12 protein-coding genes are annotated in these 15,477 nt (G+C 72.2%); 8 read left to right on the top strand and 4 right to left on the bottom strand.

Annotation, left to right across the window (positions count from 1 at the left end; genetic code table 11):
* Nucleotides 1-166: 166 nt before the first annotated feature.
* The 3 genes from AB8735_RS02890 to AB8735_RS02900 are packed head-to-tail and all read left to right on the top strand — an operon-like array spanning nt 167 to nt 6,883.
* Nucleotides 167-4,192, top strand: coding sequence for a Pls/PosA family non-ribosomal peptide synthetase (locus tag AB8735_RS02890; protein ID WP_372405069.1), 4,026 nt, complete (start codon nt 167-169; stop codon nt 4,190-4,192).
* A 55-nt stretch (nt 4,193-4,247) separates the two neighbouring features.
* Nucleotides 4,248-5,594, top strand: a complete 1,347-nt coding sequence (locus tag AB8735_RS02895; protein ID WP_344026757.1) for a diaminobutyrate--2-oxoglutarate transaminase family protein — start codon at nt 4,248-4,250, stop codon at nt 5,592-5,594.
* Nucleotides 5,595-5,623: 29 nt separating this feature from the next.
* Nucleotides 5,624-6,883: an aspartate kinase gene (locus tag AB8735_RS02900; protein ID WP_344026759.1), complete on the top strand. Its 1,260-nt coding sequence runs from the start codon at nt 5,624-5,626 to the stop codon at nt 6,881-6,883.
* Between the two features lie 9 nt (nt 6,884-6,892).
* Here AB8735_RS02900 and AB8735_RS02905 read toward each other — a convergent pair whose 3' ends face one another.
* Nucleotides 6,893-8,089, bottom strand: a complete 1,197-nt coding sequence (locus AB8735_RS02905) for a hypothetical protein (protein WP_372405072.1) — start codon at nt 8,087-8,089, stop codon at nt 6,893-6,895.
* A 186-nt stretch (nt 8,090-8,275) separates the two neighbouring features.
* On the opposite strand from AB8735_RS02905, the gene htpG reads away from it, so the two are divergent.
* From htpG to AB8735_RS02920, 3 genes are all read left to right on the top strand, one after another.
* A complete protein-coding gene (htpG, locus tag AB8735_RS02910) occupies nt 8,276-10,192 on the top strand; it encodes a molecular chaperone HtpG (RefSeq protein ID WP_372405075.1) in 1,917 nt (638 codons plus the stop codon).
* A 94-nt stretch (nt 10,193-10,286) separates the two neighbouring features.
* Nucleotides 10,287-10,757 carry a hypothetical protein gene (locus tag AB8735_RS02915; protein WP_372405078.1) on the top strand — a complete coding sequence of 157 codons (471 nt, stop codon included), beginning with the start codon at nt 10,287-10,289 and terminating at the stop codon, nt 10,755-10,757.
* 230 nt (nt 10,758-10,987) lie between these two features.
* Nucleotides 10,988-11,557, top strand: coding sequence for a hypothetical protein (locus tag AB8735_RS02920; RefSeq protein ID WP_372405080.1), 570 nt, complete (start codon nt 10,988-10,990; stop codon nt 11,555-11,557).
* Between the two features lie 143 nt (nt 11,558-11,700).
* Here the strand turns inward: AB8735_RS02920 and AB8735_RS02925 are convergent, their stop codons facing one another.
* Together AB8735_RS02925 and AB8735_RS02930 are read right to left on the bottom strand one after the other, a co-directional pair.
* Nucleotides 11,701-12,117, bottom strand: coding sequence for a hypothetical protein (locus AB8735_RS02925; RefSeq protein WP_372405082.1), 417 nt, complete (start codon nt 12,115-12,117; stop codon nt 11,701-11,703).
* Between the two features lie 400 nt (nt 12,118-12,517).
* A complete protein-coding gene (locus AB8735_RS02930; RefSeq protein WP_372405084.1) occupies nt 12,518-13,282 on the bottom strand; it encodes an alpha/beta hydrolase in 765 nt (254 codons plus the stop codon).
* A gap of 472 nt (nt 13,283-13,754) precedes the next feature.
* On the opposite strand from AB8735_RS02930, the gene AB8735_RS02935 reads away from it, so the two are divergent.
* Together AB8735_RS02935 and AB8735_RS02940 are read left to right on the top strand one after the other, a co-directional pair.
* On the top strand, nt 13,755-14,141 hold the full coding sequence (locus AB8735_RS02935) for a VOC family protein (RefSeq protein WP_372405087.1): 387 nt from the start codon (nt 13,755-13,757) through the stop codon (nt 14,139-14,141).
* Between the two features lie 106 nt (nt 14,142-14,247).
* The gene (locus AB8735_RS02940; RefSeq protein WP_372405090.1) at nt 14,248-14,676 is read left to right on the top strand and encodes a hypothetical protein; all 429 of its coding nucleotides are present in this window, start codon (nt 14,248-14,250) and stop codon (nt 14,674-14,676) included.
* Nucleotides 14,677-14,746: 70 nt separating this feature from the next.
* Here AB8735_RS02940 and AB8735_RS02945 read toward each other — a convergent pair whose 3' ends face one another.
* Nucleotides 14,747-15,439, bottom strand: a complete 693-nt coding sequence (locus tag AB8735_RS02945; RefSeq protein ID WP_344026778.1) for a hypothetical protein — start codon at nt 15,437-15,439, stop codon at nt 14,747-14,749.
* Nucleotides 15,440-15,477 lie beyond the last annotated feature (38 nt).

A 15,477-nucleotide genomic window follows, 5' to 3' on the forward strand; every position in this document is an offset into this window, starting at 1 on the left:
GAGGAACCGGGCAGGCGCCCACCGGCTGCCGGATCCCCCGCGATTCACCGTGGCGCCACCCCCCGATTTCCTTCCGGACAGCGCCCGGACCGTATACAGCCGAACGTCCGCCCGAACGGACCGATAAACAAAGTCGTTTCATTAACTTCCGCCCAGGGGGAAATCCATGGCCAACACGAGTTCACCCGCCAGGACCCGGCCCTCCGGGGCCGGGGACCCGCCGGACGGTCCGGGCCACGATCCGTCCGGCGTCCGCACCCTGGCGCAGTGCTTCGAGCGCTCCTGCGACCGGCACCCGGACGCCGTGGCCGTCGTCCACGAGGACGGCTTCCTGACCTACCGCGAGCTCGACCGGTGCGCCAACCGGCTGGCGCACCTGCTCGCCGGCCGCGGCGCGGGCCCCGGCCAGGCCGTGGGCATCCTGCTGGAACGATCCCTCGACCTCTACGTGGCCCTGCTGGGCGTGATCAAGTCCGGTGCGGCGTACGTCCCGCTGGACCCCTCGTTCCCCGCCGACCGGCTGGCGTTCATCGCCGAGGACGCCGGCCTGCGCGACCTGGTGACGGCCTCGGGCCTGCGCTCCCGCACCCGGGGCCTGCCCTGCCCGGTCCTGGAGCTGGACGCGGCGGGCGACGAGCGGGCCGGGCGGCCGGACGTACGGCCGCGCCCGGACGTGGAGCCGTCGTCCGTCAGCTATGTCATCTACACCTCGGGGACCACCGGCCGCCCCAAGGGCGTCGCCGTCTCCCACGCCAGCATCGTCAACTTCCTCCAGGTGGTCGCCCCCATCTACGGGGTGACCTCCGAGGACCGCGTCTACCAGGGCCTGTCGATCGCCTTCGACTTCGCGGTCGAGGAGATCTGGCCGGCCTGGACCGGCGGCGCCACCCTGGTGGCGGGCCCCACCGACGGCCGCCGCGCCGGCCACGAACTGACCGCGTTCCTGGTCGAGCAGCGCGTCACCGTGCTGTGCTGCGTCCCCACTCTCCTCGCGACCCTCGACACCGAGGTGCCGCTGCTGCGCACCCTGCTCGTCAGCGGCGAGGCGTGCCCGCCCGACCTGGTGCGCCGCTGGTCGAAGCCCGGCCGCCGGATCCTCAACGCGTACGGGCCGACGGAGGCCACCGTCACCGCCACCTGCGGCGAGCTCGAACCGCACCGACCGGTGACCATCGGCACCCCGCTGCCGACGTACACCGTCTATCTGCTGGACGACGAGCTGCGGCAGGTGGCCGACGGCGAGAGCGGCGAGATCTGCGTCGGCGGTCCGGGGGTGGCCATCGGCTATCTCAACCGCCCCGAGCTGACGGCCGAGCGGTTCCTGCCCAACCCCGTCGAGCGCGACCGCGCCGAGGTGCCGCGGATCTACCGCACCGGCGACCGCGGGCGCCTGACCCCCGCCGGGGAGATCGAGTACCTGGGCCGGGTGGACACCCAGGTCAAGATCCGCGGTTACCGCATCGAGACCGCCGAGATCGAGGCCGTGCTCCGCGAGGACCCGGCCGTCGAGAACGCGGTCGTCGTCCCGCTGGAACGCGACGGCACCATGCAGGACCTCATCGGCTATGTCACCCTCACCGGTCGACTCGATGGCGGCGAGGAGGAGTTGCGCGACCGGCTGCGCTCCCTGCTCCAGCGCCGGCTGCCCTCCTACATGATCCCGGCGTACGTCGAGGTGCTCCCCGCCTTTCCGCTGCTGGCCGCCGACAAGGTGGACAGAGCCGCCCTGCCCGCCCCCGTCTCTCCCCCGCTGGCCCGGCGCTCCCGGCCGCACGTCGCCCCCTCGACCGCGCTGGAACGCCAACTCGCCGCGGAATGGCGGGAGATCCTCGGCGGCGAGGAGATCTCGGTGGAGGACGACTTCTTCTGCGACCTGGGCGGCCACTCGATGACCGCGGCCCGGCTGATGTCCCGGCTGCGGCACCACCCCGAGCTGCGCGGCCTGGCGATGGGCGACCTGTACGCCCACCCCACCGTCCGCTCCCTCGCCGCCCGGGTCGCCGCCGCACCGGAACCCGTCGCCGAGCCCCCCGCCGCGCCGCCGCTGCGCCACTCCACCCCGCGGGTGTGGGCCTGCGGACTGGCGCAGGCCGCCGGCCTGTACGTCTGGATGCTGCTCCTCGGCCTGCCCGCCGTCGTCCTGCTGTACCGGCTCTTCGCCGCCTCCGACGCCGATGTGCGCATGCCCGCGCCCGGCGGCACCCTGGACCGCCTCATCGGCCTGCCGCTCGGCACCTTCCTCCTGCTCGACGTGGCCTGGCTGCTCGTCAGCGCCCTCGTCCTGCCCCTGCTCGGCGGGCGGCTGCTGATGGCCGGGGTGCGGCCGGGCAGCTATCCGCTGTGGGGCGTGACGTATCTGCGGTTCTGGCTGCAGGGCAAGGTGCTCGCCCTCAGCCTGCTCCCGCTGCTGGCCGGTTCACCGCTGCTGCCGCCCTGCCTGCGGCTGCTCGGGGCCCGGGTCGGCCGCCGCTGCCACCTGTCGTCCATGGTCGTCCCGCCGTCCCTGCTGGAGGTGGGCGACGACACGAGCCTCGGCTACGGCGCCCGCCTCCAGCCGTACGCGGTCGAGGGCGGCCGACTGCTCCTGGAACCGGTGCAGTTGGGCGCGCGCTGCCACGTCGGCACCAACAGCGTCCTGCTGCCCGGAGCCCGGCTCGGCGACGACGCCTCGCTGGGCGACCAGTCGCTGCTGCCGGCCGGCGGCACGGTCCCGGCGGGCGAGCACCGGTCGGGTTCCCCGGCCGTACGCCGGGACGCCGCGCCGGCGCTGCTCCGCGACCTGGCCTCCCGCGCCGACGACCGGCCCTGGTCCCCCGCCGTGCTCGCCGGGTACGCCGCGGGCGCCCTGCTGTTCGTCCTCGCCCCGCTGGCCATCGCCGCGGCCGGGTCCTCCGTGGTCGCCTGGGCGGCCTACTGGTACGGCTTCGGCTGGGGCGCCGTCGCGACCGTGGCGGCCGGGCCGCTGATGGTGCTGACGACCTGTCTGCTGGTGGTCGTCGTCAAGAAGTCCGTCATGCCCTCCGCCCGGGCGGGCATCCACCCCGAGCGCGGGTTCTTCGGCGTCCGCAAGTGGATCGCCGACGGCATGCTGACCATGAGCCTGACGGTCACCCACGCCCTGTACTCGACGCTCTACCTGGTGCCGTTCCTGCGCGCGCTGGGCGCCCGCACCGGCCGCTGGTCCGAGGTGGCCACGGTCAGCTTCGTCGACCCGGACATGCTGGTCATCGGCGAGCGCAGCTTCGTCGCCGACGTCAGTGTCGTCGGCCCGGCCGTCTTCCACCGCGGCCGCGTCGCGCTCGCCCCGGCCCAGGTCGGCCGGATGAGCTTCGTCGGCAACGGCGCGCTGGTGCCCGGCTCGTGCCGCATGGCCGACAACAGCCTGCTGGGCGTCCACTCTGTGGCCCCCGAGAAGCCCGTCGAACCCGAGACGACCTGGCTGGGCTCGCCCGCCATCTTCCTGCCCCGCCGCGAGGAAAGTCGGAAGTTCCCCGCGAAGCTCACCTACGACCCCTCCCCCGGTCTGATCACCGCCCGCCTCGCGATCGAGTTCTTCCGGGTGACCCTGCCCGCCACCTTCACCGCGCTCGGCGCCCTGGGCGCCCTGTGGGCCGCGCTGCGCCTGGCCGGCGAGAGCTCTCCGCTCGTGCTGTTCCTGCTGGGCCCGGCGCTGCTGCTGGGCGCCGGGCTCGTCGTCACCCTCGGGGCCGCGGTGCTCAAGTGGCTGGTCATCGGCCGCTACCGGCCGCGCACGGAGGCCCTGTGGAGCGTGTGGGTGCGGCGCACGGAGCTGATCACCGGCCTGTACGAGAACCTCGTCGTCCCGGCCTTCGTCAACCTGCTGACCGGCTCCCCCTGGGCGGCCCCCGTGCTGCGGCTGTTCGGCGCCCGCATCGGCCGCCGGGTGTGGCTGAACACCACGTACCTCACCGAGTTCGACCTGGTCGAGGTCGGGGACGACGCGGCGGTCGGGGAGTTCACCTCCCTGCAGACCCATCTGTTCGAGGACCGGGTGATGAAGATGTCCCGGGTCCGCGTCGGCGCCGGCGCCTCGGTGGGCATGCGCTCGGTCGTCCTCTACGACGCCGAGGTCGGCGCCGGGGCCGGTGTCGACGCCCTCTCCCTGGTCATGAAGGGCGAGCGGCTGCCCGACCGGACCCGCTGGCGCGGCATCCCCTCCCGTCCTTGCTGACCCCCGAACCCGTCCCCCGCCGACCACGAATCCCTCCAACGCCCCGGAGACGCCAATGACATCGCTCGTCCACCCCGAGACCTGGGCCGGCCCCCGCGTCACCGGACCGCTGCCCGGTCCCCTCTCCGCCGAGTACCTCGCCCGCCAGGACCGGTGGGAGTCCAACGCCCGCACCTACCCCCGCCATCTGCCGATCGCGCTGGCCGAGGGGTACGGCAGCTTCGTCCGGGACGTCGACGGCAATGTCTTCATCGACTTCCTGACCGGCGCCGGCGTGCTCTCCCTGGGCCACAACCACCCCGCGCTCGTCCGGGCCGTCACCGAACAGCTCGGGCACCTCACCCATGGCCTGGACTTCCCCACCCCGGCCAAGGAGGCCTTCCTCCAGGCCCAGTTGTCCATGCTGCCGCCGGGCATGCGGGACCGGACGAAGGTGCACTTCTGCGGCCCGACCGGGGCGAACGCCGTGGAGGCCGCGATCAAGCTCTGCAAGGTGGCCACCGGCCGCGGCGACGTGGTCTCCTTCCAGGGCGGTTTCCACGGCAGCACCCACGCCGCCATGGCCCTCAGCGGACTGCTGGGCCCCAAGCAAGCCGTCCGCAACATCATGCCCGGTGTCCACTTCTTCCCCTTCTGCTCCGAAGGCTGCGACAGCGACTGCGCCTCCTACCTCGAACGCTCCCTGCGCGACAGCAACGGCGGCGTCCCGCTGCCTGCGGCCGTGCTCCTGGAACTCGTCCAGGGCGAGGGCGGCGTCGTCCCGGCCACCGTCGACTTCGCCCGCCGCGTCCGCGAGGTGACCCGCTCCCTGGGCATCCCACTGGTCGTCGACGAGGTGCAGACCGGCTGCGGCCGCACCGGCACCTGGTTCGCCTTCGAGCAGTACGGCATCGAACCCGACGTCGTCGTCGCCTCCAAGGCGCTGAGCGGCATCGGCACCCCGGTCGCCGTCATCCTCTACGACGCCGCCCTCGACGTCTGGGACCCCGGCACCCACATCGGCACCTTCCGCGGCAACCAACTCGCCTTCGCCGCGGGCGTGGAGGCCGTCCGGATCGTGCGCGAGGAGGACATCCTCGGCAACGTCCGGCGCCGCGGCGAGCAGATCGGCGAACGCCTCGCCGAGCTGGCCGGCGAGCCCCGGGTGCGCGAGGTCCGCGGCCGCGGCCTGATGTGGGGCGTCGAACTGGCCGATCCCGCGACCGGCCGGCCCGACTCCGCGCTCGCCGCCGCCGTCCAGACCGAGGCGCTGCGCCACGGACTGATCCTCGAACTCGGCGGCCGGGACGACTGCGTCGTACGCCTCCTGCCACCGCTCAATGTGACCGCGGAGGTCGTCGACACGGCCTGCACGATCCTCGTCGCCGCTCTCGCGGCCGCCACCGCGCACCACCAGCCGTAGCACGCCCGCCTCAGGGGGAGGCCCCACCGATGGCACTCATCGTCCAGAAGTACGGCGGTTCCTCGGTGCGCGACACCGAGCGCATCCGGCGCGTCGCCGAACGGGTCGTCTCCGCCCGGCAGGACGGCCACGACGTCGTGGTCGTCGTCTCCGCCATGGGCGACACCACCGACGAACTCCTCGAACTGGCCCGGCACCTGAGCCCCGTCCCCCCGAGCCGCGAGCTCGACATGCTCCTCACGGCCGGGGAACGCATCTCCAACGCCCTCACCGCGATGGCGATCGACGCGCTGGGCACGGCCGCGTACTCCCTCTCCGGCGACCAGGCCGGGGTGTTCACCACCGCCGCCCACGGCCGGGCGCTGATCACCGAGGTGTCGCCGCACCGGGTGCGCCAGGCCCTGGACCGCGGTTCGGTCGTCCTGGTGGCCGGCTTCCAGGGGTTCAACCGCGAGACCGAGGACATCACCACCCTGGGCCGCGGCGGCTCCGACACCACCGCCATCGCGCTCGCGGCGGCGCTCAAGGCGGACGTGTGCGAGATCTACACGGACGTGGACGGGGTGTTCACCGCCGACCCGCGGATCGTCCCCGACGCCCGCCGGCTCGACCGGCTCTCCTACGAGACCATGGAGGAGATGGCGGCCAGCGGCGCCAAGGTGCTGGCACCGCGCAGCGTCGAGTTCGCCCGCCGCTACGGCGTCACCGTGCACGTCCGCCCCGCGCACGGCACGGGTCCCGGGACGGTGGTCTCCGGCGAGGGCCGGGGAGAGGGCCCGAGCGGGGACCAGCCGCCGTCCGCCGAGACCCGGTCCGCGGTCACCGCCGTCGCCCACGACCTGTCCGGCGCCGAACTCACCGTCTCCGGCGTCCCCGACGGGCCGGGCACCACCGCGGCGCTCTTCCGCGTCCTGGCCGACGCCGGCGTGGACGTCGACACGGCCGTCCAGCAGACCGTCCGCCCGCCCGGCCGGTGCGGCGACCTCACCCTCGTCCTGCCGGAGCTCGACGGGGCGGCGGCACTGGCCGCCCTGCGCGAGCACCACGCGGAGCTGGGCTTCGGCGACCTGCGCTACGACGCGTCCATCGGCAAGGTCTCGCTGATCGGCACGGGGATGCGCTCCCGGGCCGGTGTCATCGCCCGCTTCTGCGAGGCCCTGTCGGCCACGGACGTGAACATCACCGCCATCTCGACGGCGGAGAGCCGCATTTCGGTGCTCTGCCGGGCGGACCGGCTGCACGACGCGGTGCGGGCGCTGCACGCGGCGTTCCGGCTGGGGACGGAGTGAGCGCCGTGCTCAGTGCCGGTCCCCGGCCACCCGCCCGGCCAAGGCCCGGACGGACGGCCGGAGTTCGCCCAGCCGCGGCACCAGCAGGGCGACGGCCAGCCCCAGGTACACCCAGCTGAGAGTGATCCGGGCAGCGGTGCCGGGCCACGCGAACTGCACGGCGAACAGCACCAGCAGCAGACCCGCCTTCCACGGCAGGAACCGCAGGTCCAGCAGGAGCACGACGGCCAGCACCGTCTGCGCCGCCGTGAGCAGCACCTCGTCCACCTGCCGCTCCACCAGCGGCAGCGACGCGCCCCCGCCGCCCGCCAGATAGGCGAGCGGAAGGCTGCCGATCAGCAGCGTCCACTGGTTCACCTTGCTCGACAGCAGCGCCCCGAGCCCGTCGTCCCCGCGCAGCCGCCAGGCGAACACGACGGCGACGATGAGCTCGGGCGCCTCGGAGGCGAGCGGCGCGAGCCACTGCACCAGCAGGAAGCGGTCGACGCCGAGGGACGCCCCGGCGTCGACCAGCGCCGTCGCGAACGGCTCGGCACAGGCGAAGACGACCCCGGCGGCGAGGACGAACCCGGTGACGGTCGTCGCCCTGCGCGCCGGGGGCGGCAGTTGCGCGAGCCGGGCCGGGACCCCGACCAGTTCCTCCTCGTCCGTCTCGCTGCACCGCCCGACGCGGAAGAGGTAGTACGCGTACCAGGCGATGAGCACGACCGCGAGCCACCAGGCGATCTCCCGGGTCGCGGGCATGACGAAGGCCACCAGCGCGGCGGCGCCGAGGAAGGCGACGTCGATCCGCCGGTGCTCGCGCAGCGCGATGCCGGGCTCGACGCCCCTGCGCCGCGCGGCGGCCCACCCCGCGAGCGCGACGAGGGGCCACCCGACCCCGACGAGCAGCCGGTTGGCCCCGGTCATGTTGGCGGCGGCGTAGGCCGCGTACTCGGGCCGGCTGCCCGCCGTGTACGCGAAGTACAGGTCGACCGCGTACTCCGGCAGCACCGCGATGAACGCCAGCAGCGCGAGCGCCAGCGGCCCGGAGATGTCCGCCCGCGCGGTCTCGGCGGACCACATCAGCAACAGCGCGGCGGCGAGCACCCCGAGCCCGAACACGGCGATCCCCGCCACGGCCCCGGGCTCGACGCCCGTCACCCGCAGCACGACGGCGGGCAGGGCCCCGGCGAAGGCGGCCCCGACGCGGACCGCGACACTCATTCTCACCCCGTGGATGCCTGCCCGGCGGCACCGGGCGGGTACCGGGACCGGACCGACTATGACCGGCATGGCCGCGCAGTGCGGTTCCGGCCACCGTTCCCGTACCTCCCGCCACCGCCCTGACGTGGTGTTTTACAGTGACTGTCGCTAGTTCCAACGACCGGGACCTGTGAGGTATTCGCGAACATGCCGGCCACAACGTTTGAGTTCCAGGTAGAGGCCCGTCAGCTGTTGCAGCTGATGATCCACTCGATCTACTCGAACAAAGATGTCTTCTTGCGGGAGCTCGTCTCCAACGCATCCGACGCCCTGGACAAGCTGCGCCTCGAGAAGCTGCGGGACGACGCGCTCGACGCCGACGTGTCCGATCTGCACATCGGGATCGACGTCGACAAGGAGGCCCGCACCCTGACCGTGCGGGACAACGGCATCGGGATGTCGTACGACGAGGTCGGTCAGCTCATCGGCACCATCGCCAACTCGGGCACGGCGCAGTTCCTCCAGGAGCTGCGGGAGGCCAAGGACGAGGCCGGGGCGGAGGGGCTCATCGGCCGGTTCGGCGTCGGGTTCTACTCCGGCTTCATGGTGGCGGACGAGGTCACCCTCGTGACCCGGCGCGCGGGCGAGGACCGGGGCACCCGCTGGACCTCGCGCGGCGAGGGCACGTACACGCTGGAGGCGGTCGACGACGCGCCGCAGGGCACCTCGATCACACTGCACCTCAAGCCGGCCGACCCGGAGAACCAGCTCCACGACTACACCGACCCGTGGAAGATCCGGGAAATCGTCAAGCGCTACTCGGACTTCATCACCTGGCCCGTCCGGATGGTGCCCGAGTCCGCCGCCACGGACGGCGACGGCGACGGCGGTGAGGCGCCCGCGCCCGAGACCCTCAACTCCACGAAGGCGCTGTGGGCGCGGCCGCGCGACGAGGTGTCGGACGACGAGTACCACGAGCTGTACAAGCACATCGGCCACGACTGGCAGGACCCGCTGGAGACGATCCGGCTCCAGGCGGAGGGCACCTTCGAGTACCAGGCCCTGCTGTTCCTCCCCGCCCACGCCCCGCACGACCTGTTCACGCGGGACTCCAAGCGCGGCGTGCAGCTGTACGTCAAGCGCGTGTTCATCATGGACGACTGCGAGGCGCTGCTCCCGCCGTACCTGCGCTTCGTCAAGGGCGTCGTCGACGCGGCGGACCTCTCGCTCAACGTCTCCCGCGAGATCCTCCAGCAGGACCGCCACATCGAGATGATGCGGCGCCGGCTGACGAAGAAGGTCCTGTCCACCGTCAAGGACATGAAGGCCAAGGACCAGGACCGCTACGCCACGTTCTGGCGGGAGTTCGGCACGGTCCTGAAGGAGGGGCTGGTCACCGACCCGGAGACCCGCGACGCCATCCTCGCCGTCGCGTCGTTCGCGAGCACGCACGACGAGACCGAGCCGACCACGCTCAAGCAGTACGTGGAGCGGATGAAGGACGGGCAGGACGACATCTACTACCTGACCGGCGAGTCCCGGCAGGCCATCGAGAACTCCCCGCACATGGAGGCGTTCCGCTCCCGGGGCATCGAGGTGCTGCTGCTCACCGACGCGGTCGACGAGGTGTGGGCCGACGCCGTCGGCGAGTACGAGGGCAAGCGGCTGCGGTCCGTCGCCAAGGGGCAGATCGACCTCGGCGCCGAGGACGAGGACTCCTCCGACGGCGGGCGGGAGCAGCAGGCCGAGGAGTACGCCGGGCTGCTCGGCTGGATGCAGGAGCAACTGGACGAGGACATCAAGGAGGTGCGCCTGTCCTCCCGTCTGACCGTCTCCCCGGCCTGCATCGTCTCCGACGCGCACGACCTGACCCCGGCCCTGGAGAACATGTACCGCGCGATGGGCCAGGAGGTGCCCCGCGCCAAGCGGATCCTGGAACTCAACCCGGACCACCACCTGGTGAAGGGCCTCAACCGGACGTACCGGGAGCGCGAGGACCGCACGGAGCTCGCCGAGACCGCCGAACTCCTGCACGGCCTGGCGGTGCTCGCCGAGGGCGGTCAGCCCAAGGAGCCGGCCCGGTTCGTCAAGCTGATGACGGGCCGTCTGGAGCGCACCCTGTAACCCGGCCGCACCAGATGTCGGCGGCCCGCCCCGGAGCGACGGGCGGGCCGCCGGCACCGGCCGACTGTGCACACAGTGATGAGGGGTGTTCGTGATGTCCGTACGGATCGGTGACCAGCTTCCTCCGCCGGTCCTGCAGTTGTTCGGCCCCGCCGAGAGCGAGCGGCCGGAGGGGCAGTGTTTCCTGCTCGTCACCGTGGACGCGGACGGCTGTCCCCGGCCGTGCATGCTGAGCGTCGGGGACCTGTGCCCGCTCGACGACCGGCGGTTGCGCGCGGCCGTGTGGCCCGGGAGCAGGTCGGCCGCCAACCTCGACAGCAGACGGCCCGCGCTGCTGACCCTGGCCGCGCCCCCGGACGTGTTCCACGTCCGGCTCACCCCCGCCCGGCTGCCCGATGCTCCCGGCAGTCCGCTCGCCCGCTTCGAGTTCACGGTCACGGGCGTCGACCGGGACGGCCACGAGGGGATGCCGGTGACCCGGCCGATGTGGTTCGCCGCCCGTCCCGACCGCCGGGAGGACGTACTGGCCCTGTGGCGCGAACAGCGCAGGGTGCTCCTCCACTGACGGCGTCCGCCGCCGGACCCCCTTGCGGGGCGGCCTCGGGCGACCTGGGGTCCTAGTCCATTCTTCCCAGATCGCCCCAGGCCATAGGCCGATCTGGAGGATTAGGTTCCGGATTAACGTGGCGGCCATGAGGGGCGCTGAGCGGCCGGCGGGCGTCCCGCCCGTACGCCGCGGCACGACCGGGCGGGCACCGCAGTGCCCCGTGCACGGCGCCCCGGAGAGGCGAACGCATGAATTTCCAGACCCCTGTGTCGGCGCTCTTCCCCGGCGCCTCCGGCCGCATCATCAGCACGCTCACCGCCCGCCGCCGGGAGAGCTCCGAAGCGCCCCTGGCCCTGGCCGAGTTGGCCCGCGGCGCGTCCGTGGCCGCCACCCAGCTGGAGACCACCCTCTTCCGCCTCGGCCTCCTGGGCCTGATCGAGCCACGTGCGCGCGGCGAGGAGGTGCGGCCGGTTCCGGGCCACATCGTGTGGGAAGCCCTCGACGCCCTCACCGACCTGCGGGGCCGCGTGACGACGGAAGCCCGCAGGTGCGCCGCCCTGGACCTCACGCCCGCCCCCGCCCACCTCGCGCTCCGCGGGCCCGTGGCCGACGGTACGGCCGCCCACCCCGCCGACGTGCTGGAGCTGGTCGTCGTGCCGCCGCACGCGGCCCCCGAGGACTGGACCGAACAGGTCGGCCGCATGGCGGCCCGACTGTCCCGGCACCTCGGTAACGTCGTGACGGTCTGTCACATCCCCACTGTCGCCGAGGCCGTGTCCCTGGTCGGCACCACTCCCGTCATCCACCCATCCACCTGATCACCCATACCGGCGCGGTGAGCGCGCCCGGCTCGCCAACGCCGGCCCGGACCCTCTGGCCCGCACAGGGCCGGCGACGCAGCCGGCCGGTCGGCCAGGACGCCTGAACGCCTCCCGGCCGACCGCGCTGATCCGTCTACCGGTCACGCCCTGTGGGCAGGGGTACCACCGGCGGGCTTGGCGTCCGTGAAGGAAATGTTCCCCTCGCTGTCCGAAACGACGTACCGCCCCTTCGCCCCGGCATCCTGCGCAGGAGCGCCACCCGAAGGCTTCGCATCCGTACGGGATATGTTCCCCTTGCTGTCCGAGACAACGTACCGCCCCTTCGCCCCGGCATCCTGCGCGGGAACACCGCCCGCGGGCTTCGCGTCCGTGAACGACACCTTGCCCTTGCTGTCCGTCTGAACGTACTTCGTCGCGCTGGACGGCGACTTGGCGGCACCGCCGGACTCCGTCCCGGCGGCGAAAGCCGTCCCGCCCGCCGCCACGGTGCCGAGCATCACCGCTGCGCCTGCCACAAGAAGGGACTTCCGACGCGGCATTCGAATGGCCTTCATCACGGTTTTCCTCTCGTATGGGAGAAGGTCTCGTTGCGGACCTCTCCGATGCGTCCCAGTCCACCGCAATGCATGTTTCGCCGATGTCTCCGCAGCACGGCCGGGCGATTGAACGTGCCGATATCCCTGACGACCGCATCAATACCCTTTTCGTAAGCGCCGGACGCTTCCATGAATTCCACGTGATCGTGGTGCGCACCACAGCCTCCGCACAAACCTTTTCGTGCGGCAACACTCCCTGGAATTCGGATACTTGCCACGGGCACCGACGACTCCGCGCGCCCGCGCGAGCTGCAAGAAGTGCGGCAGGGACGACGGCCGACCGCATCCGGATACGCAGCCTCGCCCCGGGCCGCGGCAGCGGCGCCCGATCGGCAGACCGGACGCCGCAACCGCTCACACCTCAGGCCGGTGAAGCGGCCGCCCGGCCAAGATGCCGGGCGAGGAACCGGACCGCGCTGTCGGCCTCGAACCTGGGCATTTCCATGTGCTTGCCCGCGTTGGCGTGCAACGTCTTCTCCTTCGAGGCGAAGGCGTCGAACAGCGCGAGGCCGGCCTCGCGCGGAATGCGCTCGTCGTCCCACTGCATGGCGAACTCGACCGGGACGGTGATCTGCTTCGCCTTCTCGGCCAGGACATCGGGCCAGTGCGGACCGAAGGCCGCAGCCGTGATCCTGGGCTCGACCGCCACCAGCGAGACCCCGATCGCGGTGCCCAGGCCGATGCCGACGTAGCCCACCGGCCCATCGGAGCCGATCTCCGGAAGCTCCTGAAGGGCGTCCAGAGTCGCCTGCCACTCGGGCACGGCGAGCTCCGCCAGGCGGGCGTTGTAGCGGACGACGATCGGGCCTTCCGGCCCGCCCGCCGCCTGTGCCTTGCGCAGCTCGGCGATCTCCTGCTCGTCGTGCGCGGTGCGCGGCCGGTCGCCGTGACCGGGCGCGTCGATGACGGCGGCGTGGAAACCGCAGCCGGTCACGAGAAGGCGGGCGCGGCCCACCATCGCCGGATGCTTCTTGTGGGCGCCACCGCCGTGGCCCATCAGGACCAGGGGCGCGCGATCGGCGCCGGAGGACGGCGACCAGAGAACTCCGGGGACGCCGCCCATGGTGAAGTCGCGCTCGACCATGCCGTCCGACGACGACTCGGCGGTGAATTGCAGAGAGTGCATAGGTGTTGCCTTTCAGGAGTGCCTTGTTGTCGAGGCGCTCCCGGCGACACCTACGTCAATCGCCGGCCGTGACGGGAAGGGGGAGCACCCACGTCGATACAGCGTTCATGGGTCTCACCTCCTCGGGCGGCGTCACGGTCGACTGCAAGTTACAAGCCCGCGCGTCATCCCGTCCAATCCTTTTCCCTGCTGCGTGACGGCTCCGGACGGGCCCTGGCCCATCCGGACCGCCCAGGTCGGCGCTCGAAGGGCCCTCCCAACGGTCCTGCTCGCCCACGACGGCCTCGATCACGTCCGCTACGGACCGACGGGCGAGTCGCCACGACCGACCTGTCGGCGCATCCTGGAAGGAGCCGACCCGGTCCGGCCCCGTCTCCCGGATCGGCCGCTGCACACCCCACGGCCCGAACAGCGAAACCGCCTGCGCCCACCGTGCCCCGGTGGCCGGGCCCAATACGCCCAGGAGCACCGTTTGAGGATCCACCTGTCCAGCGTTTTCGTGGACGATCAAGAGAAGGCCCTGCGCTTCTACACCGACATGCTGGGCTTCGTGACGAAGCACGACGTACCCATGGGTACGGACCGCTGGCTGACCGTGGTCTCGCCGGAGGACCCCGACGGGACCCAGCTCCTGCTCGAGCCCTCCGGCCACCCGGCGGTGCGGCCGTACAAGGAGGCGCTGGTCGCGGACGGCATTCCGGCCACTGCCTTTGCGGTGGACGACGTGCGGGCCGAGTTCGACCGACTGCGCGGGCTCGGCGTGCGGTTCACGCAGGAGCCGGTGGAGATGGGACCGGTCACCACGGCCGTGCTGGACGACACCTGTGGCAATCTGATTCAGATCTCCCAGTACGGGTAGACCCGGAGCAGTGCCTTCCGCGGCCCGTGACCATGACTTTTGTCATCCGAAGCCGGTGGCTGCGGACACTGACGACACCTCCGGCCCCACCCATAACTTTGGGGACATGGAGATCACGAAGAACACCGCGTCCCGCACCCGCCGCACCGAGTGGTGCCTGTCCCTCCTCGGCGGCCTCAAGCACCAGGGCACCTTCACGGCCCGGGAGCGCACGGTGCACGTGGCCGCGGTGGGCGGCGCCAAGCTCGACCACACGGCCGCCGACCTGCCCGACGGCCCGACCCGCCTGGTGAAGGCCGCCCTGGTCGGCGGCGCGGAACTCGCCTACCCCGAGGGCGCGTCCGCCGAGGTCGACGCCTTCTCGCTCCTGGGCGGCGTCGACGTCACCGTCCCGGCCGGCACGGCGGTCGAGGTCCGCGGGTTCTCCCTGATCGGCGGCCGGAGCAAGGACACGGCCGGCGAGGAGGGCGGCCCGGTGGTCAAGGTCCGTTCCTACTCGCTGATCGGCGGCGTCAAGGTGCGCCAGGAGCGGTGAACAACGGGCCGGGCTCCGGAAATTACTCACATCTCGCGAGGTAACGGCGCCGGATCGGCCCGTCCAGGGATCAGGTCACCACGTTCGCCGTGCAGGAACCGAACGGCGCCCCGCTGCTCACCGTGCCCGCGCCGAACGTGGTGTTGAGCGCCTGGGCGAACTCGGGGGTGACGTCGACCTTGGCCTCCGTGACGGCGACGCTGACCTTGGGCGGGAGCAGGGAGGAGACCTGGGGCACCAGCATGGTGGGCGACTCGTAGACGTAGACGGGTATGCGGACGCCGGCCGGCCGGGACGGTGTCCGGACGACATACGAGGCGCCTCCGGTGGGGGCGGTCGCCTGACCGTCGGAGATCTGGAGCGAGCGCCCGGCCGCGTCGGTGAGCGTGAAGCCTCCGCTGAAGGAGCCTCCCATGCTGACGCTCTTGGCCAGGGCGACGGGGTCGGTGGCCTGGGCGAGGTCGATGGTGACCGTTCCGGTGCCGTTGGTCAGGGCGTACGACGATGTGCCGGTTCCCGGGGTGGCGGGGGTGAAGGTCAGCCCCGGTTTCGTCCAGGAGACGTTGCAATTGCCGTTCGACTGCGTCACGTTGAGGGTGACGGGGACCCTGGCGTGCGCGGCCCAGCCGGTCACGGCGGCCGTCGCGACGAGGACTGCCGTCCCGGTGAGTGCCAAGGTCGTGCGGGATGTGTGCATGACGTTCCCCGCCTTCTCGTGAAGCCGGTCGAGGCCGGTGACGGTTCCGCCGTCGGTCGTCTTCACTGTCCGGGGGCTGCCCGGACGCTGCAATCGAGGTCGGC

The organism is Streptomyces luteireticuli (assembly GCF_041519305.1).
Taxonomy (GTDB): Bacteria; Actinomycetota; Actinomycetes; order Streptomycetales; family Streptomycetaceae; genus Streptomyces; species Streptomyces luteireticuli.